Raw genomic sequence first — 17,868 nt, forward strand, 5'->3', positions numbered from 1 at the left:
GACGAGGCGCGGAGCGCCGATAAGGGGGTCCAAGAGGGCGGAGCCCCCTTGTTCGGGAAGGGCGGGATTGGGGCGCCCCGCGAGGGCTGCGGCAGCTGATGGGGCGTCATTCACCTTGGGTTCAGGTGGAGTTGGGGCCTCCGGGGCACCCCGTTCGCAGGGGAGGCGCATGCTCCTGCCCCCGCCCACGGCAGGAGAGCGCGGTGCCCGACAGAGCCAGCACGTCCAGCAGAGAAGAACCCCGCCTGGCCACCCGCCGCCCGGCGCCCCGGCGCCGCCGCCGCTTCCCCCGGCACGTGGTCGCCGCGATGCCCCTCGCCCTCGCGGGCACCCTCGCCCTGCTCGTCTCGGGCAACGCCCTGCGCCCCTTCGAGCGCATCACGACGATCGACGGCAAGATGGCGTCGAAGTCGGACTACTTCAAGGACCCCGAGGTCCAGCGCCTGCTCCTGAAGCACGGCATCCGCGTGGACATCCACCGCCTGGGCTCGCGCGGCATCGCCACGCAGTCGCTCGCGGGCATGGACGTCGTCTTCCCCTCGGGCCAGCCCGCCGCCCGCCTGATCATGCGGGACCAGCGGCGCTCGGTGCGCACCGCCCGCCCGTTCGTGACGCCCCTGGCGCTCGGCACGTTCCGCGAGTACGCCCAGACGCTGGTGGCCGAGGGCGTGGCCCGCCCGCAGCGGGCGCGCGACGGCGGGGACACGCTGTACTACGACCTCGACATGGCGGGGTTCCTGCGGCTCATCGAGCGCGACAAGACCTGGAACGGCATCGGCTACCGCGAGCACTCCACCCACAGCAACAGCGGCCGCGTCCTCGTGCGCACCTCCAGCGTCTGCGAGTCCAACGCCGCCGGTACGTACTTGAGCATCCTCGCCTTCGTGAAGAACGGGAACCGACCCCCGGGTACCGAGCGGGGGCGCGGCGACGCGCGCGGCGGCGACCCGGTCCTCGACGTCGCCGCCAAGGTCAAGCCGCTGATCAACCTCCAGGGCATGGCCGCCGACGAGCAGGCCGACAGCTACTTCTCCGACGAGGGCGAGTCCATCGCGCCGGTGTCGCTGATCTACGAGCACCAGTTCCTCGCCCACCAGGTGGACTTCCAGAAGCGGCACCGGCGGGCCGACAGCCGCCGCGTGCTGCTCTACCCCTCGCCGCAGGCGCTCACCGAGCCGCAGCTCATCTCCCTCAACGAGGAGGGCGACCGGCTCACCGACCTGATGGAGTCCGACCCCGAACTGCGCCAGCGGGCCATCGAACTGGGCTTCCGGGTGCGGTTCTCCGGCGAGGACAGCACCAGCGAGCAGCTGAACTCCTATCTGCGCGCGCACGGCGTGCAGGTGCCCACCCCCAACCCCGACCAGACGAAGGCCGACGCGCCCGACCTGGACGCCCTGGAGCGGATCATCAACTACGTCGGCACCTGCCCGCCCGTCGACGGCGGCCCCTCATGAGGCGGCGCGCCCTCGCCGCCTGCCTGGCGCTGCTCGCCACCGCCCTGACCGCCTGCGGCCAGGGCGGTGACACCACGACCCTGCGGGTGCTCGCGAGCCCCGAACTCGCCGACGTGGAGCCGTTCCTCGGCGAGCTGAAGGACGACACGGGGGTCGAACTCGACGTCGACTTCAAGGCCACGGCCGACCTCTCCGAGCCGCTCGGCTCCTACGACCTGGCCTGGCCCGCCTCCGACCGCTCGTACCTGCTGCGCCTTCGGGAGCGCGGGCGGCCCACCGCGCCGCCCGAGTCCACCGCGATCATGCGCTCCCCGGTCGTCGTCGGCCTCACCGCCGCCACTGCGGAGCGCGTCCGCGCCTCCGCCCGGGGTTCCCGGATCACCTGGGCCGACATCGCGGACGCCGCCGCCGACGGGACCGTGCGCTTCGGCATGGCCGACCCGCGGCGCAGCGACACCGGGCGCGCCGCGCTCGTCGGCGTGGCCACGGCCGCCGCGGGCACCGGCGGGGTGCTGCGCGAGCGGGACGTGTCCTGCGACCGGCTGCGCGGCTTCCGCTCCGGGCAGACGCTCACCGCCGCCAGCTCCCGCGCCCTGATCGACGCCTACGCGCGCCGCCCCGGCCGGGCCAACGCCCTCATCGCGCACGAGGCGGAACTCCTCTCCCTGAACGCGGCCGGGACCCTGCGCCGCCCCCTGGAGATCGTCCACCCGGCGGACGGCATGGTCCTGTCCGACTTCCCGCTGATGCTCCTCGACGCCAAGCAGCACAAGGCGTACCGCAAGGTCGTCGACTGGCTGCGGCGCGACGACGTACAGAAGAAGCTGGTGGAGCGCACCTGGCGGCGGCCCGTCGGCGCGGACGTGCCCCGGCCGCCGCAGCTGCGGTCCGCCATCGGCAACGCGCTCTCCTACCCCGACCAGCTCTCCGTCATCCAGCGCCTGATGGACGACTACGGCGACCCCGCCCGCCGCACCGGCGACCACGTGGTGTTCCTGCTCGACTTCTCCACGTCGATGCGCGGCGCGCGGATGGCGGACCTGCGCGCGGCCTTCGCCGGGCTGAGCGGCGCGGACCCCACGGCGGCGGGCAAGTTCGCCCGCTTCTACCGGGGCGAGCGGCTGACCGTGGTGCGGTTCGCGGGCCGCGTCCTTCAGGAACGGACGGTGACCGTGCGCGGCGACGGCGATCTGCGCGCCCTGAACTCCTTCGTCGCGGGCGGCGGCTTCGGCGACGCGACGGCCGTGTGGTCGGCCCTCGACCGGGGCTACGACCGGGCCGGGGCCACCGTCGACGCCGACCCGGGCCGCCGGGTCTCGATCGTCCTGATGACCGACGGCGAGAGCAACTCGGGCCTGTCGTACGGCCAGTTCGCCCGCCGCTACGCGCACCGGGGCGCCGCCGTGCGGGCGGTGCCCACCTTTCCCGTCCACTTAGGAGAGGCCGACGCGAAGGCGCTGCGGCGCGCCGCCGGGGCGACCGGCGGCCGGGTCGTGGACGCCGGATCCTCCTCCCTCTCCCAGGCGTTCAAGGAGATCCGTGGGTGTCGTTGACAGCGCGTGGTGGGGCCTGTGGTGGCCGTGGATGACCGTCTGGCTCCTGACGGCGGTGTGCGTGGGCGTGCTCGCGCGCCACGCCCTGGTGCGCCTGGGCTGGCTCCGGCGCGGCCCGCGGCGGGCCGCGCGGGGCCGCAGGACCTTCCACGGCATGTGCTTCTACCTGCACGAGCAGCGGGTGATGGACCTCTATCAGACGGGCGGCTTCTCGGCCGCCCTGGAACAGGAGGTGGCCGACCGCACGAACGTGACGGCGGGCTTCAGCCTGTGGACGAGGTTCCGCGGCTCCGGCGGCACCGCCGGGCGGGACGTCACCAAGGAGCGGTTCACCTCGTACGTCCAGCAGAACACCCCCATCACGGTGATAGGGCTGCTCATGGACACCATGCGCAGGGAGGACGCCGTCGTCCACGCCGACCTCACCACGGGCCACCTCGTCCCCAACCGGGCCCTCGCCGACAGCCTGCGCGACAGTGACGACGACCGCGTCGCGCTCAGCGCGGTGATGTCCGAGTTCGTCTCGGTCACCGGGCGCTTCACCGCGCGCGGCCTGCCCGGCGGCGACGTCGTCCTGCGCGCCCGCTACGGCGAGGGCCGCCCGCCCGCCCACGTCAAGATCACCTGTGCCGAGGACGGCATCCGCGAGGAGTTCCACGAGGAGGACTACTTCAGCGGCGAGTTCCAGGCCCGCTGCCTGGGCAAGGTCCGCACCTGGAACCGCGACGCGGGCGAACTGACCCTGGACCCGGTGGCCATCTTCCGCTGAGCCGCGCTTAGCCGCAGAGCTCGGCGAGCGCCCGCAAGGTGTGCGGCTCCCGGGCGAGAACGAGGAGGTCCGTGACCGGCCCCTCGCGCCACAGCTCAAGCCGCTCCGCGATCCGTTCGCGCGGGCCGACCAGGGAGATCTCGTCGGCGAAGGCGTCCGGCACGGCGCGCACGGCCTCCTCGCGCCGCCCGGCAAGGAACAGCTCCCGCACCCGCCGCGCCTCGTCCGCGAACCCCATCCGGGCCATCAGGTCGGCGTGGAAGTTCCTCTTCGCATGCCCCATGCCGCCGATGTAGAAGCCGAGCATGGCCTTCACCGGCAGGAGGCCCTCCTGGACGTCGGCGCACACGGTCGCGCGGACGAGCGGGGCCACCATGAAGCCGTCCCGCAGGCCGGTGAGGGAGGCCTCGTACACGTCCGGGCGCGTCGGCGACCAGTACAGGGGGAGCCAGCCGTCCGCGATCCGGGTCGTCTGGGCGACGTTCCTCGGCCCCTCGGCGCCGAGCAGCAGCGGCAGGTCGCCGCGCAGGGGGTGGGTGATGGACTTCAGCGGCCTGCCGAGCCCGGACCCGTCGTCCCCCGGGTAGGGCAGCGGGTGGAAGTGCCCGTCGAGCGTCACGGGGGCCGCGCGCCGCAGCACCTGGCGTACGACGTCCACGTACTCCCGCGTCGCGGTCAGCGGGGAGGCGGGGAACGGCCTGCCGTACCAGCCCTCCACCACCTGCGGCCCCGAGAGCCCGAGCCCGAGGAGCACGCGGCCGCCGGAGAGGTGGTCGAGGGTGAGGGCGTGCATGGCCGTGGCGGTGGGGGAGCGGGCGGCCATCTGCGCCACCGCCGTGCCGAGCCTGATCCGCGAGGTGTGCGCGGCGATCCAGGTCAGTGGCGTGAACGCGTCCGAGCCCCAGGCCTCGGCGGTCCACACCGAGTCGTACCCGAGCCGCTCGGCCTCCTGGACGAGCGCGAGCTGCCCGGGTTCGGGGCCGCGCCCCCAGTATCCGAGCGCGAGCCCAAGCCGCATGGTCCCTCCCGGCCGCCAGCTGACGGAGCGTCAATTCCCGGTTCCGCCGGGACTGTACGCCAACGGCCCCCCGCCCGGAAGGGCGAGGGGCCGCTGAAGCCGTGCGGAGGGCCGGGTCAGCCGCGCTGGATCCCGGTGGTGTCCTGAAGCACACCGCGACGCCCGTCCTGCGTCTGCGCCACCAGGCTCTGGCCGCGCTGCTCGACGGCCAGGTACCAGGTGCCCGGCGCCAGTTCGGCGATCGGGGTCGGCGAGCCGTCCTCCGGGTACAGCGGGCGCGGCACCGGCACGGCGAACCAGAACGGCGAGAAGTCCGCCGCCGCGGGCTGCGCCTGCGCGGCGGCCGGCGGCGGAGTGGCGCCGCCACCCTGCGGCTGCCCACCGAACGACGGCTGCTGCGGCTGCCCCGGCTGCGCGCCGTACGGCTGCGACTGGGCCCCCGGGTAGCCGTAGCCACCCTGCGGCTGCCCGCCGTAGGGCTGCGGGGCGACGGGGCGCGGGGCGCCCATGAGGGGGGCCTTGAGGGCGGGGACGATGTTCGAGGCGACGGCGGCGGCGACGAGGACCAGCGCGCCGATCAGGCCGAGGATGAGGCCCACACCGGCGTCGGGGGACTCGGCCCCGCCGCCGCTGGCGCCGAACCTGGCGTTGAGGAGCTCGAAGAACTTGTCGTAGGACTGGCCGGTGTCGAAGATCGCGCCGAGCGAGCTCCAGGCGGCGGCGAAGGTGAGGCCGATGCCGAAGGTCCCGAGGTCCAGACCGGCGACCTTGCGCTGCGCGCCCATGGCACGGCCCACGACGATGAGCCCGGCGCCGATGATTCCGGCGAGGTAGACGCTCATCAGCAGGTTGCCGTTGTCCCAGGCATTGGGAGCTTCGTCACCGTCAAAGGTGTCGAGGAACGAGGCGATGAAGAGCAACACCGCTGCTCCGATCACCACGCCGTCGCCTCGAGTGAGGGAGCGGAAATTCACTTCAGGTCCTTCGTCAGTCGTCTCGTCGTTAGAGGCGTCGCTGTCGCCTGGTCGCGGTTGGCTCGCGGGCGTGAAGCGCGGGGGTGGCCCCTCATCGTACGGAGGACCATATCCTCCGTCCGGCCGGGGTGTCTGCTTGAGATAAAGATCGTCACTCAGTGAAGATCTCCCGGTTGCCGTCCCGTGACGAGGCGGCAACGGACGCGTCCGGGCCGCCCGCGCTCAGCCGGTGAGGAAGCTCGCGATTCCGGCGGAGATGCCGCTCGCGGCCTTCTGGCGCCAGCCGGAGTTGGTGAGCAGTGCCTCGTCCTTCGGGTCGCGCATGTTGCCGCATTCGATGAACACCTTGGGGACCTTGGAGAGGTTGAGGCCGCCGAGGTCGCGGCGGACGTCGAGGCCGGTGCCGTCGCCGACGTAGTTGGAGGGGGCGCTCTTGGTGGCGGAGAGGAACTGGCCCGCGATGCGTTCGCCGAGGTCGCGGGAGGGCCCGACGATGGCGGTGGTGTCGGCGGCGCCGCCGCGGACCTTCGCGGGCAGGATCACGTGGAAGCCGCGGTTGCCGACGGCCGAGCCGTCGGCGTGCAGGGAGACGACCGCGTCGGCGCGGGCCGCGTTGCCGATGCGGGCGCGCTCGTCGACGCACGGGCCCCACGCCCGGTCGCCGTCCTGGGTGAGGCGGACCGTGGCGCCCTGCCGGTGCAGCAGGTCCCGCAGCCGGTGGGCGACGTCGAGGGTGAACCGGGCTTCGGTGTAACCCCGGTTGGTGGAGGTGCCGGTGGTGTCGCACTCCTTGGAGTGGGTGCCGATGTTCACCGGGCGGTTGATCTCCGCGGTGTGGCGGAAGTTGCCCGGGTTGTGGCCCGGGTCGATCACCACGACCTTGCCCTTGAGGGGGCCCGAGGGCGCGGGGCGGCCCGCCGACGGGGCCTTCGGGTCCTTGGGGTCCTTCCCCGAGGGCTTGTCGTCCGGCTTGTCCTCGGGCTTCTTCGACCTGCTCGGGGCGGGGGCATCGGAGGGGCCGTCCGCGGTCGGCTTCGAGGGCGCGTTCTGGTCCGAGCGGACGGCCGACGGCTGCGTTCTCGCCGAGCCGGAGTCGTCCGGTCCGCTCGTCGCGTCGTGGATGAGGTAGCCCGCGAGCGTGGCGGGCGCGAGCACGGCGAGGGTGACCGCGAGCGCCCGGCCGCCGCCGAAGCGGCGGGGCGGGCGCGGTGGCTGACTGTCCGGACCTACGTACGACACGACAGGGAGCCTATCCGCGGCCGGAGTCGCCCGCGCCGGTTCGGCGCAGGACGCGGAGGGAGTCGGTGACGGAGGCCTCGGTGAACATCCCGGACTCAAGTGCCCTGAGGTAGACGCGGTACGGGGCCTGCCCCGTCCACTCGTCCACCGGGTCGGGGAACACGTCGTGGATGACGAGGAGACCGCCCGGCGCCACGTGCGGCGCCCACCCCTCGTAGTCCGCGTTGGCGTGTTCGTCGGTGTGCCCGCCGTCGATGAAGACCAGGCCGAGCGGGGCGTGCCAGAGCCGTGCCACTTGCGGGGAGCGGCCGACCACCGCGATCACGTGGTCCTCCAGGCCCGCCTTGTGCAGCGTGCGCCGGAAGGCGGGCAGCGTGTCCATCCGGCCCACCTCCGGGTCCACGGTCTGCGGGTCGTGGTACTCCCAGCCGGGCTGCTGCTCCTCGCTGCCCCGGTGGTGGTCGACCGTGATCACACTCACACCGGCCGCGCGGGCCGCGTCCGCGAGCAGGATCGTGGAGCGCCCGCAGTACGTGCCGACTTCGAGCAGGGGCAGGCCGAGGGCCGCCGCCTCGCGCGCGGCCGCGTACAGGGCGAGCCCTTCGTGGACGGGCATGAAGCCCTTGGCCGCCTCGAAGGCGCCGAGGACCTCCGGCGTCGGGGCCTGGGCCTGAGTGGCAGCCATCGTCGTTCCTTCCGGGGCTCGACCTGCGCGGGATCCACCCGCGTACGTACGGGCGCCCATGGTGCACCACACCCCCGGCACCGGGGTGACGGGGGTGTGGCCCGCGGCCGCGCGGACGGCTCAGGCGAGGACCTCGCTGTCGCCCGGCAGCGCCAGGTCGACCTCGACGGCCCGCTCCTCGCCGCGGTGCACGGCCGAGACGGCGCCCGGCGCGTGCCCGGCGGCGGTGGCCGAGAGGACGTACGCGCCGTCGGCGGGGACCGCGAGGGCGTAGCGGCCCTCGCCGTCGGTGAGGGCGGCGCCCGCCCGGCGGCCGTGCGGGTCGATCAGCGTGACCTGCGCGCGGGCGACGGGCGCCCCGGCGGGGGAGAGGACCCGCCCCCGGAATCCGCCGGTGAGCGCCTCGGCGGCCCGGGCGAGCGCGGCGTCCTCCTCGCTGCTGGCCCGCAGCCGCGGGTGCTGCCCGGCCGCGGCCCGCTGCCTGCCCGGCAGGAACAGCGCGAGGACGAGGCCGATCGCGACGGCCCCGGTGGCGATGAGGAAGGAGGCGCGGAAGCCCTCCATGGTGGGCACCTCGACGGGGCCCACGGTGTGGGCGGTGTTGGCGAGCACCATGCCGATGACGGCGCTGGACACGGAGGTGCCGATGGACCGCATCAGGGTGTTGAGGCCGTTGGCCGCGCCCGTCTCGGACGGGTCGACGGCGCCGATGATGAGCGCGGGCAGCGAGGAGTAGGCGAGGCCGATGCCCGCGCCGACCACGACCGAGATGACGATGGTCTGCCAGGCGGCGCTCATCAGGCCGAGGCCCGAGCCGTAGCCGACGGCGATGACGAGCATGCCGAGGATCAGGGTGACCTTCGGCCCGTACGCGGCCGAGAGCCGGGCGTAGAGGGGCGCCGTGAACATCATCGTCAGGCCGAGCGGCGCTACGCACAGGCCCGCGACGACCATCGACTGGCCGAGGCCGTAGCCCGTGGCGGCGGGCAGCTGGAGGAGCTGGGGGAGCACGAGCGAGATGGCGTAGAAGGCGACGCCGACCATGATCGAGGCGAGGTTGGTGAGCAGCACCTCGCGCCGGGCGGTGGTGCGCAGGTCGACCAGCGGCGCCTCGACGCGCAGCTCCATCACGCCCCACAGGACGAGCACCACGGCCGAGGCCGCGAACAGGCCGAGGGTCAGGCCCGAACTCCAGCCCCAGTCGCTGCCCTTGGTGATGGGCAGCAGGAAGAGGACGAGGCCCGCCGAGAGGCCGAGCGCGCCGAGGACGTCGAAGGTGCCCGGGGCCCGCAGCGGGCTCTCCGGCACCAGCAGGACGATGAGCAGCATGGCGAGCGCGCCGAGGCCCGCGGCCCCGAAGAACAGGGCGTGCCAGTCGGCGTGCTGCGCCACGAGGGCGGCGGCGGGCATGGCGAGGCCGCCGCCGACGCCTATGGACGAGCTCATCAGGGCCATCGCCGAGCCGAGCTTCTCGCGGGGCAGCTCGTCGCGCATCAGGCCGATGCCGAGCGGGATGGCGCCCATCGCGAAGCCTTGCAGCGCCCGCCCGGCGATCATGACGACGAGGTCGTCGGTGAGGGCGCACACCAGCGAGCCGACGACCATGACCGCGAGGCTCGTGAGCAGCATCCGGCGCTTGCCGAAGAGGTCGCCGAGTCTGCCCATGATCGGGGTGGCGACGGCGCCCGCGAGGAGCGTCGACGTCATGACCCAGGTGGCGTTGGACGGCGTCGTGCGCAGCAGGGTCGGCAAGTCCTTGATGACGGGGACGAGCAGCGTCTGCATGACGGCGACGGTGATACCGGCGAAGGCGAGGACGGGCACGACGCCGCGGGGTGCGCGGTCAGCGCGGGACTGGGCCGTCGCGTGGGACATAGGGCTGAGGCCTCCGGGACGAAGGGTGACGGGGCGGTGGGGCGGTGCGACGGCCGGGTGGGGCGTGGAGCGCGTCGCGCGTGTGGCGTGGGTGTGAGCGGCGTTGTGCGTGTGACGTGTGAGGCGCCGCGTGTGTGACGTATAGGCGTACGGGACGTAAGTGCGTGTGGCGGACGGGGCGTACGGAACGTAAGTGCGGGTGACGGGTAGGGCGTACGGGGCGTAGTGCGTGTGACATGTGGGGCACACGGGGTGCCCGCAGTTACATGCACGATGAACCTGTATCCCGGGGCGACTATTCCGACGTGCGTCGAACTAGGGGAACTCTTGACCTCCCATTGACCGGGCTTGTGCACACGCGCGCCGCCCCCCTGTCCGCCGCCCGCCCCTCACCCTGCCCGCCGTCCGGCGCCCTACCCCCGGGACCCTGCATCTGACCTTCCATCAGATTGGAACGTGTTCTATTCTGCCGCCGTCCCGCCGGGCACTGCCAGGGAGGCACGGATGAAGGCGTACGTCGTCGGCGTCGGCATGACGAAGTTCGAGAAGCCCGAGACCAGGGACTGGCAGTACTGGGACATGGCGGAGGAGGCGGGCACCGCGGCCCTGGCGGATGCCGGGGTTCCGTACGCGGTGGTGGAGCAGGCGGTCGTCGGCTACTGCTTCCAGGCCTCGACGGCGGGCCAGCGCGCGGTGTACCAACTCGGCCTGACCGGGCTGCCCGTCTACAACGTCAACAACAACTGCGCGACCGGCTCGACCGCACTGATGCTCGCCCGCCAACTCGTCGAGGGCGGCGCGGGCGACTGCGTCCTGGCCCTCGGCTTCGAGCGGATGAAGCGCGGCTCCCTCGGCGGGAGCGGCGACGGCGACTTCGCCGCGTCGCCCGTGGCCCGCCACTACGGCGTCATGGCCGCCCGGCACGGCTTCGCGGCCGCCCCGCCCACCGCCCAGATCTTCGGCAACGCGGCCCGCGAGCACATGGAGCGGTACGGCACGACACCCGCGCAGCTCGCGGCGGTGGCCGCCAAGAACCACCGGCACTCGGTGCCCAACCCCCGCGCCCAGTTCAGGGCCGCGTACACCGTGGACGAGATCCTCGCCGCCCAGGTCATCCACGCCCCGCTCACCAAGCTCCAGTGCTCGCCCACCTCCGACGGCGCGGCGGCGGCGCTCGTGGCGTCCGAGCGCTTCGTGGAGCGGCACGGGCTCGCGGACCGGGCCGTCGAGATCCTCGCCCAGGCCATGGCGACGGACACCGAGGAGTCCTTCGCCTCCGGCTCGTGCCTCGACGTGGTGGGCCGCCCGCTGACCCGCGCGGCGGCGGACCGGGCCTACGCGCGCGCGGGCCTGACCGCCGACGACCTCGACGTCATCGAGCTCCACGACTGCTTCTCCATCAACGAACTCCTCACGTACGAGGCGATCGGTCTGTGCGCGGAGGGCGAGTCCGGCAAGCTCGTCGAGTCCGGCGCGACCACGTACGGCGGGCGCTGGGTGGTGAACCCCTCCGGCGGGCTGATCTCCAAGGGGCACCCCCTGGGCGCGACGGGCGTCGCCCAAGTCGCCGAGCTGGCCTGGCAGGTGCGGGGCGAGGCGGGGGAGCGGCAGGTGCCGGGGGCGCGGGTCGGGCTCGCGCACAACATCGGGCTCGGCGGCGCGGCGGTGGTGACGCTGCTGCGGAAGCCGGAGTGAGGCCGGGGCGGGGCGGCCGGGGGGCCGGGACTTCCGGCCTAGGTCCCGCGCCCCACGGCCTACCCCGCCAATTTCCGATGTACGGGGCACGCGTCGGCTGTCAGCATGGAGCCCATGCTGGAGACCCCCGTCGACACCCCGATATCCCGGCGCGCCGCCGCCCCCCTGTGGCTCGTCGTGGCCGCCGCCTGCGCCGGACAGTTCCTCGTCGTCCTCGACGTGTCCGTCGTCAACGTGGCTCTGCCGTCCATGCGCGCCGACCTGGGCCTCAGCGCCACGGGCCTGCAGTGGGTCGTCAACGCCTACTCCATCGCCTTCGCCGGGTTCATGCTGCTCGGCGGGCGCGCGGGCGATCTGTTCGGGCGCAAGCGGATGTTCCTGGTGGGGCTCGGCCTGTTCACGCTCGCCTCGCTCGGCGGGGGGCTCGCGCAGGAGGGGTGGCAGCTGCTCGCCGCGCGGGCGGTGCAGGGCCTGGGCGCCGCCGTCCTCGCGCCCTCCACCCTGACCATCCTCACCTCCGCCGTGCCGGAGGGGGCCGCGCGGGTGCGGGCCATCGCCACCTGGTCGGCCGTCGGGGCCGGGGGCGGCGCCGCGGGCGGACTCGTCGGCGGCGTCCTCACCGACGGGCTCTCCTGGCGGTGGGTGCTGCTCGTGAACGTGCCCGTCGGCGTCCTGGTGTTCGCCGCCGCGCTGCGCTGGATCAGCGAGAGCCGGGCGAGCGGCGCCCGGCGGCTCGACGTGCCCGGGGCCGTCCTGGTCACCGCGGGCATCGCCACGCTCGCGTACGGCATCGTGCAGACCGAGGTGGCGGGCTGGACCGCCGCCGCGACCCTGGTGCCGCTCGTGGCCGGGCTCGCCCTGATCGGCGCGTTCCTCGGCGTCGAGGCGCGCTCCAAGGCGCCGCTCATGCCCCTGAAGCTGTTCCGGGTGCGGTCCGTCTCGGCGGCCAACGCGACCATGTTCGTCTGCGGCATGGGCCTGTTCGCGATGTGGTTCTTCATGACCCTGTACGCGCAGAACGTCCTCGGCTACACGCCCCTGGAGGCCGGGCTCGCGCTCATCCCCAGCTCCGTCAGCGTCGTCGTGGGCTCCAAGGTCGCGCCCCGGCTGATGCGGGTCATGGGGGCGCGGACGGTCACCGTCATCGGCGTCCTGACCGCCGCCGCCGGATTCGCCTGGCAGTGGCGGATGCTCGCCGGGGACGGCGCGCACGGCGCGTACGTCACCTCGATCATGCTGCCCGGCATCCTCATGATGCTGGGCGCGGGGCTCGCGGGCACCCCCCTGGCGTCGCTGGCCACCAGCGGGGCCGAGCCCGGGGACGCGGGGCTCGTCGCGGGCCTCATCAACACCTCGCGCACCATGGGCGGTTCGCTGGGGCTCGCGATCCTCTCCACGGTCGCCACGGCCCGCACGGCCGGGCGGCCCGGCGCCGCGGCGGTCGCGGACGGCTACGCCCTCGCGTTCCTGTGGGGCGCGGTGTTCCTCGCCCTGGCCGCGCTCGTCGTCCTCGTCTGGATGCCGCGCGCCGCCCGCGACTGACCGTCGGGGCTACAGCCACCCCTGGTGGCGGGCCTCCCGCACGGCCTCCATGCGGTTGCGCGTGCCCGTCTTGCCGATGGCGGCCGACAGGTAGTTCCGTACGGTCGACTCCGACAGGTGCAGCGCCGCCGCGATGTCGGCGACCGTCGCCCCGTCCACCGAGGCCCGCAGCGCGTCCGCTTCGCGCGGCGTGAGCGGGCTCGGCCCCGCGCTCAGCGCGGCCGCGGCCAGGGCCGGGTCGATGACGGTCTCGCCGCGCAGCACCTGGCGGATCGCCTCCGCGAGGTCCTCCACCGGCCCGTCCTTGACCAGGAAGCCCGCCGCGCCCGCCTCCATCGCCCGGCGCAGATACCCGGGCCGCCCGAACGTGGTGAGGATCAGCACCCGGCAGTCCGGGCACTCCTCCCGCAGCTCCGCCGCCGCGTCCAGGCCGCTGCGCCCCGGCAGTTCGATGTCGAGCAGCGCCACGTCGGGCCGCGCCGTGAGCGCGGTCCGCACGATCTCGTCGCCCGCCCCGACCTGGGCGACGACCTCGATGTCCGGCTCCATGCCGAGCAGCAGCGCGAGCGCCCCACGCATCATGCCCTGGTCCTCGGCGAGGAGGACCCTCGTACATTTCGTGGGCCGCCGATCCCGGGGCATCTCGTCCATGGACTCAGGCTACGGCCCAAGACCCACGTGCTCATGGTGCGCGGCGTACGCCCGGCCGACCGGACCCCCGGGGGCTTTCGGGTCCGGTCGGCCTGCCCCCGTCCGGGGGTTCGGGCGAGCCCCGGGGCGTCAGCCCCTGATGTTGATGTCGACGCAGGCGTAGAACGCGTTGGCGGTGTCGTAGATGTTCCAGACCGCGAGCATCTTGTGGCGGCCCGTGATGCCGCCGAAGTCGACGGTGTGGGTGACGGTCGTGGGCGGCTGGCGGCCGCCGTCGTTGATCTCCTTGACCTTGCGGCCGTCGACGAAGTACTGCCAGGTGCTGGTGCGGTGGGGGGCCGTCAGGCGCCAGGTGAACGCCTGCGAGGAGCTGACGTCGGAGACCTTCCAGCCCTTGCTGTCGTCGTCCAGGTCGCGGAACCGCGCGTTGCCGCCGCTGCAACTGGTGAGGCCCTTGGGGCCCTCGACGCTCTGCGGCTCCCACTTGATCTCGCCGCACGGGACGGTGTTCGCCGCGCACTGGGCCTGGCGGCTCGGCGGCGAGTTGATGTAGCCGTGGGCGCTCGCCGGAGTGACCGAGGCGAGGACGAGGGCGGGCGCGCACAGCGCGCCCAGGCCCGCGGCCAGCTTCCGTTTGGTGTGCATCGTGTGCTCCCTCCGCGGTGGGGGATGAGGGGGGAACCGGCCCGGCGCCTGGGCCGGTCCATTGGCCTAGACCTTACGGATTGACTGAACTCCGTCAAGAGTTGCGGCACGTTCTGCCGCACAGCGCGCCATGGCCGCAGGTCCACGGCCCCCGCCGGGGCGGGCGCCCCCGGTCACGCCCGGGCGGCCCCCGCCCGCTCCGCCCCCGCCTCGGCCCGCTCTCCGCCGCCGGTCGGCAGCGCGGCCGTGACCCGGAAGCCGGAGCGCGGCGCCGGGCCCGACTCCAGGGAGCCGCCCGCCGCGGCGAGGCGTTCGGCCAGGCCCTTGAGCCCGCTGCCGGGCGGGGTCGAGCCGACGCCGCGGCCGTCGTCGGTGATCGCCAGGCGGGTCCGGTCCGCGGTGCCGGTGACCTCGATCTCGCACCGGCTCGCCCGGGCGTGCCGGACGACGTTGGTGGCCGCCTCGCGCACCACCCAGCCGAGCAGCGCCGACGACGGCGGGTCGAGCGGCGGCCCCGACTGGCGTACGACCGTCTCCACGCCCGCGGCGTCCAGCAGGTCGCGCACCCGGTCGAGCTCCGTGGCCAGCGAGGCCTCGCGGTAGCCGGTGACGGCCTCGCGGATCTCGGTGAGCGCCTGCCTGCCGACGGACTCGATCTCCGTGACCTGGCCGAGCGCCGCGTCCAGGTCGCGCGGCGCGAGGCGGCGCGCGGCCTCCGACTTCACCACGATCACCGACAGGGTGTGGCCGAGCAGGTCGTGCAGGTCCCGGGAGAAGCGCAGCCGCTCCTCCGCCACCGCGCGTCGCGCCAGCTCCTCACGGGCCGCCCGCAGGTCCCGTACCGCCTCGGACAGGGACAGGATCGCCGCCGTCACCATCGTCGAGAGGAACGTGCCGTAGCCGATGTTGACGCCGTCCCAGCCCTCCCTGAGCCCGGCGACCGCGCCCGCCAGAGCGCTCAGGGCCAGGCCGATGGGGCCGAGGCGGCGCCCCCGGACCACCGCGCCGACGGCGAGGCCGAACAGCGGGAAGAACATCAGCCAGTTCCCGCCGTACCCCGCGGCGAGCGCGACGGTCAGGACCCCCAGCGCCAGGAGCGCGGCAAGGGTGGCGCGCGACTCCCGCCGGGCCTTGTCGAAGGCACGGAACGAGATCGAGATGTAGAGCGAGTTGAAGACCAGCAGGCCGAGGCCCGCGACCCACGGGTTCGGGGTCCTGCCCTGGAGCAGATGGGAGAACGCGCCCAGGCCCATGAGCAGCCACGGAAGCAGCGCGAAGCCGCTGGGCGGGCCCGCGAGCGCCGTCCTGTCCTGCTTGCAGTTCCGCTTGCGTTCCCGCCAGGCGGCCTTCCGCTGTGGCCACTCGGCGCGCCACGCGGCCCGCGCCGCGCGTGCCTCGTGCAGTCGGCGGGTGACACCGCGCGTCCAGGACATCTCGTACTCCCCCGATTCCGTTCCTCGTATGACGTCGACGGTACGAAACGGAGGGCCGGGGTGCGTAGCCCCCTGCGTACGGTCCTGGCCAGGACAAATGTCACGGGTGGCGAGGGTGGCGGCTGATCTGACGCTACGTCAGGAGTGGCCGCCGGGAGCCTTCCCAACTCCGGGGCGCTGGGCTATACAGGAGAGCGCCGGAATGGAACGCGTTCTAGAACGGGCTCCATTCGGCCCCGTCGCGACCTCGGTGCGGCCGACGGTGCGGACGGTCGCACCGAGGTCTCACGACCCCCAAGGAGCCGCCCCCCATGCCCATCGATGCCGCCAAGGCCCTGGCCGCCGAGCCCCGCAGCACCGAGATCAGCTGGGGCCACAAGGACGTGCAGCTCTACCACCTCGGCATCGGCGCGGCCGCCAACCCCGACAAGGAGCACCCCGCCACCGACCCGGACGAGCTGCGCTACACGCTGGAGTCCCGGCTGCACGTGCTGCCCAGCTTCGCCACCGTCGCGGGCGCGGGCATGGGGGCCATGAGCGCGCTCTCCGCCCCCGGCATCGACGTGCACCTGTCCGCCGTCCTGCACGGCGGCCAGGCCATCGAGCTGCACCGCCCCATCCCGGTGAGCGGCACGGCCACGCTGACCTCCAAGGTCGCGGCCGTCCACGACAAGGGCAAGGCCGCCGTGATCGTCCTGCGCGCCGAGGCGGTCGACGGCGACGGGCCGCTGTGGGCCAGCGAGGCACAGCTCTTCCTCCGCGGCGAGGGCGGCTTCGGCGGCGAGCGCGGCCCCTCCGCGCGGCTCGACACGCCCGACCGGCCCTTCGACCGGACCGTGGAGCGCCCCGTCCGCGAGGACCAGGCCCTGCTCTACCGCCTGTCCGGCGACTGGAACCCGATGCACGCCGACCCCGAGTTCGCCGCGCTCGGGGGCTTCGACCGGCCGATCCTGCACGGCCTGTGCTCGTACGGGATGACGCTCAAGGCCGTCGTGGACACCGTGCTCGGCGGCGACGTGTCCCGGGTGCGCGGCTACCGCACCCGCTTCGCCGGGGTCGTCTTCCCCGGCGAGACCCTGCACATCGGCATGTGGGAGTCCGCGGGCCGGGTCCAGGCGGCCGTCACGGCCCTGGAGCGGGACGGGGCGCCGGTGCTCGCGGACACGGTCGTGGAGCACGACTGACGCAACGACCACCGGTGCACCACGGACGCCACGTACCCCAGAGGTGAGAGGAGCCCCACCCTCATGCGCGCAGCCGTACTGCACGAGACAGGCCAGGACAAGCTCGACGTGCTCGACGACGTCGAGGCGGTGGGCTTCGGCCCGGGGAAGGTGCGTATCCGCGTCCGGGCCACGGGCCTGTGCCACTCCGACGTGTCCGCGATGAACGGCGTCCTGCCGCAGCCCGCGCCGTTCGTCCCCGGGCACGAGGGCGCGGGCGAGGTCATCGACGTCGGCGACGGCGTCACGAACGTCAAGCCGGGCGACCGGGTCGTGGTGTGCTGGCTCCCGGCGTGCGGGCAGTGTCCCGCCTGTCGGCGCGGCCAGACCGAGCTGTGCCTCGCCGGGTTCATGAACGCGGGCACGCCCAACTTCAAGCGCCCGCAGGGCGACGTCTTCGGCTTCGCGGGCACCGGCACCTTCACCGAGGAGGTCGTGGTCGACGCGGCCTGCGCGGTGCCGGTCCCGGACGACGTGCCGTACGACATCGCGGCGCTCATCGGCTGCGGCGTCACCACCGGGCTCGGCGCGGCCCTCAACACCGCCGACGTGGCGGCCGGTTCGTCCGTCGCCGTCATCGGCTGCGGCGGCGTCGGCGTCTCGGCGATCCAGGGCGCGCGGCTCAAGGGCGCGGCCCACATCGTGGCCGTCGACCCGGTGGCGGCCCGGCGCGAGGCGGCGCTGCGGTTCGGCGCGAGCGAGGCGGTGGCGCCCGACGCCCTCGACGACGCCAAGCAGCGGGTGACGGCGGGCGAGGGCTTCGACTACGTCTTCGAGGTCGTCGGCAAGTCCGCCACGGCCCGCGCCGCGTACGAGGCGACCCGGCGCGGCGGCACGCTGTGCGTGGTCGGCGCGGGCGCCATGGACGACCACGTCCAGTTCAACATGTTCGAGCTGTTCTTCGACGAGAAGCGCATCCTGCCGTCCCTGTACGGCGGCGGGGACGTGCTGCGGTCCTACGAGCGGGCCATCGCGCTGTGGCGCGCCGGACGCGTCGACCTCGCGGGCATGATCACGCACCGGGTGCGGCTCGCCGAGATCAACGAAGCCCTGGACCAGATGCGCACGGGCGCCGCCCTGCGGACCTGCATAGAGATCTGAGGGAGTCA

At 73.8% G+C, this 17,868-nt stretch carries 15 protein-coding genes; 7 read left to right on the forward strand and 8 right to left on the reverse strand.

Annotation, left to right across the window (positions count from 1 at the left end):
- Nucleotides 1–203 precede the first annotated feature (203 nt).
- From ACIG3E_RS10480 to ACIG3E_RS10490, 3 genes are read left to right on the forward strand one after another with little or no spacing between them, the layout of a single operon-like run.
- The gene (locus tag ACIG3E_RS10480; protein ID WP_399613796.1) at nt 204–1,457 is read left to right on the forward strand and encodes a hypothetical protein; all 1,254 of its coding nucleotides are present in this window, start codon (nt 204–206) and stop codon (nt 1,455–1,457) included.
- On the forward strand, nt 1,454–3,010 hold the full coding sequence (locus tag ACIG3E_RS10485; protein ID WP_399613798.1) for a substrate-binding domain-containing protein: 1,557 nt from the start codon (nt 1,454–1,456) through the stop codon (nt 3,008–3,010). Before ACIG3E_RS10480 ends, ACIG3E_RS10485 begins: the two co-directional genes overlap by 4 nt.
- Nucleotides 2,997–3,779, forward strand: coding sequence for a hypothetical protein (locus tag ACIG3E_RS10490; protein WP_399613800.1), 783 nt, complete (start codon nt 2,997–2,999; stop codon nt 3,777–3,779). Before ACIG3E_RS10485 ends, ACIG3E_RS10490 begins: the two co-directional genes overlap by 14 nt.
- 7 nt (nt 3,780–3,786) lie before the next feature.
- Here ACIG3E_RS10490 and ACIG3E_RS10495 read toward each other — a convergent pair whose 3' ends face one another.
- The 5 genes from ACIG3E_RS10495 to ACIG3E_RS10515 form a co-directional block, all read right to left on the reverse strand.
- The gene (locus ACIG3E_RS10495) at nt 3,787–4,797 is read right to left on the reverse strand and encodes an LLM class F420-dependent oxidoreductase (protein WP_399613803.1); all 1,011 of its coding nucleotides are present in this window, start codon (nt 4,795–4,797) and stop codon (nt 3,787–3,789) included.
- Nucleotides 4,798–4,913: 116 nt separating this feature from the next.
- Nucleotides 4,914–5,771 carry a hypothetical protein gene (locus ACIG3E_RS10500; protein ID WP_399613804.1) on the reverse strand — a complete coding sequence of 286 codons (858 nt, stop codon included), beginning with the start codon at nt 5,769–5,771 and terminating at the stop codon, nt 4,914–4,916.
- A 222-nt stretch (nt 5,772–5,993) separates the two neighbouring features.
- On the reverse strand, nt 5,994–7,010 hold the full coding sequence (locus tag ACIG3E_RS10505; protein ID WP_399613806.1) for an N-acetylmuramoyl-L-alanine amidase: 1,017 nt from the start codon (nt 7,008–7,010) through the stop codon (nt 5,994–5,996).
- A 10-nt stretch (nt 7,011–7,020) separates the two neighbouring features.
- Nucleotides 7,021–7,695 (reverse strand): class I SAM-dependent methyltransferase, encoded by a 675-nt coding sequence (locus tag ACIG3E_RS10510; RefSeq protein ID WP_399613808.1) that lies wholly within the window; start codon nt 7,693–7,695, stop codon nt 7,021–7,023.
- Between the two features lie 120 nt (nt 7,696–7,815).
- A complete protein-coding gene (locus ACIG3E_RS10515) occupies nt 7,816–9,570 on the reverse strand; it encodes an MFS transporter (protein WP_399613811.1) in 1,755 nt (584 codons plus the stop codon).
- Nucleotides 9,571–10,026: 456 nt separating this feature from the next.
- Here ACIG3E_RS10515 and ACIG3E_RS10520 point away from each other — a divergent pair, with 456 nt between their 5' ends.
- Nucleotides 10,027–11,265 carry a thiolase C-terminal domain-containing protein gene (locus ACIG3E_RS10520; protein WP_399613814.1) on the forward strand — a complete coding sequence of 413 codons (1,239 nt, stop codon included), beginning with the start codon at nt 10,027–10,029 and terminating at the stop codon, nt 11,263–11,265.
- A 114-nt stretch (nt 11,266–11,379) separates the two neighbouring features.
- Complete coding sequence (locus ACIG3E_RS10525; RefSeq protein ID WP_399613817.1) at nt 11,380–12,807, forward strand: DHA2 family efflux MFS transporter permease subunit; 1,428 nt, start codon at nt 11,380–11,382, stop codon at nt 12,805–12,807.
- A 9-nt stretch (nt 12,808–12,816) separates the two neighbouring features.
- Here ACIG3E_RS10525 and ACIG3E_RS10530 read toward each other — a convergent pair whose 3' ends face one another.
- The 3 genes from ACIG3E_RS10530 to ACIG3E_RS10540 form a co-directional block, all read right to left on the reverse strand.
- Nucleotides 12,817–13,458 carry a response regulator gene (locus ACIG3E_RS10530; RefSeq protein WP_399613820.1) on the reverse strand — a complete coding sequence of 214 codons (642 nt, stop codon included), beginning with the start codon at nt 13,456–13,458 and terminating at the stop codon, nt 12,817–12,819.
- 129 nt (nt 13,459–13,587) lie between these two features.
- Entirely contained in the window at nt 13,588–14,103 is a 516-nt protein-coding gene (locus tag ACIG3E_RS10535) for a lytic polysaccharide monooxygenase auxiliary activity family 9 protein (RefSeq protein WP_399613822.1), read from the reverse strand.
- Between the two features lie 173 nt (nt 14,104–14,276).
- Complete coding sequence (locus ACIG3E_RS10540) at nt 14,277–15,536, reverse strand: sensor histidine kinase (RefSeq protein WP_399613825.1); 1,260 nt, start codon at nt 15,534–15,536, stop codon at nt 14,277–14,279.
- Between the two features lie 311 nt (nt 15,537–15,847).
- On the opposite strand from ACIG3E_RS10540, the gene ACIG3E_RS10545 reads away from it, so the two are divergent.
- On the forward strand, nt 15,848–16,720 hold the full coding sequence (locus tag ACIG3E_RS10545; protein WP_399613826.1) for a MaoC/PaaZ C-terminal domain-containing protein: 873 nt from the start codon (nt 15,848–15,850) through the stop codon (nt 16,718–16,720).
- 63 nt (nt 16,721–16,783) lie between these two features.
- The gene (locus ACIG3E_RS10550; RefSeq protein ID WP_399613828.1) at nt 16,784–17,860 is read left to right on the forward strand and encodes a Zn-dependent alcohol dehydrogenase; all 1,077 of its coding nucleotides are present in this window, start codon (nt 16,784–16,786) and stop codon (nt 17,858–17,860) included.
- Nucleotides 17,861–17,868: the final 8 nt, after the last annotated feature.

Source organism: Streptomyces sp. NPDC053474 (genome assembly GCF_044544845.1).
Taxonomy (GTDB): Bacteria; Actinomycetota; Actinomycetes; order Streptomycetales; family Streptomycetaceae; genus Streptomyces.

Excerpts from the sequence above, each read along its gene's own strand:
- ACIG3E_RS10515 (WP_399613811.1), bottom strand. The coding sequence starts at position 9,570 with ATGTCCCACGCGACGGCCCAGTCCCGCGCTGACCGCGCACCCCGCGGC.
- ACIG3E_RS10510 (WP_399613808.1), bottom strand. The coding sequence starts at position 7,695 with ATGGCTGCCACTCAGGCCCAGGCCCCGACGCCGGAGGTCCTCGGCGCC.
- ACIG3E_RS10545 (WP_399613826.1), top strand. The coding sequence starts at position 15,848 with ATGCCCATCGATGCCGCCAAGGCCCTGGCCGCCGAGCCCCGCAGCACC.
- ACIG3E_RS10540 (WP_399613825.1), bottom strand. The coding sequence starts at position 15,536 with ATGTCCTGGACGCGCGGTGTCACCCGCCGACTGCACGAGGCACGCGCG.
- ACIG3E_RS10525 (WP_399613817.1), top strand. The coding sequence starts at position 11,380 with ATGCTGGAGACCCCCGTCGACACCCCGATATCCCGGCGCGCCGCCGCC.
- ACIG3E_RS10485 (WP_399613798.1), top strand. The coding sequence starts at position 1,454 with ATGAGGCGGCGCGCCCTCGCCGCCTGCCTGGCGCTGCTCGCCACCGCC.
- ACIG3E_RS10530 (WP_399613820.1), bottom strand. The coding sequence starts at position 13,458 with ATGGACGAGATGCCCCGGGATCGGCGGCCCACGAAATGTACGAGGGTC.
- ACIG3E_RS10495 (WP_399613803.1), bottom strand. The coding sequence starts at position 4,797 with ATGCGGCTTGGGCTCGCGCTCGGATACTGGGGGCGCGGCCCCGAACCC.
- ACIG3E_RS10550 (WP_399613828.1), top strand. The coding sequence starts at position 16,784 with ATGCGCGCAGCCGTACTGCACGAGACAGGCCAGGACAAGCTCGACGTG.
- ACIG3E_RS10535 (WP_399613822.1), bottom strand. The coding sequence starts at position 14,103 with ATGCACACCAAACGGAAGCTGGCCGCGGGCCTGGGCGCGCTGTGCGCG.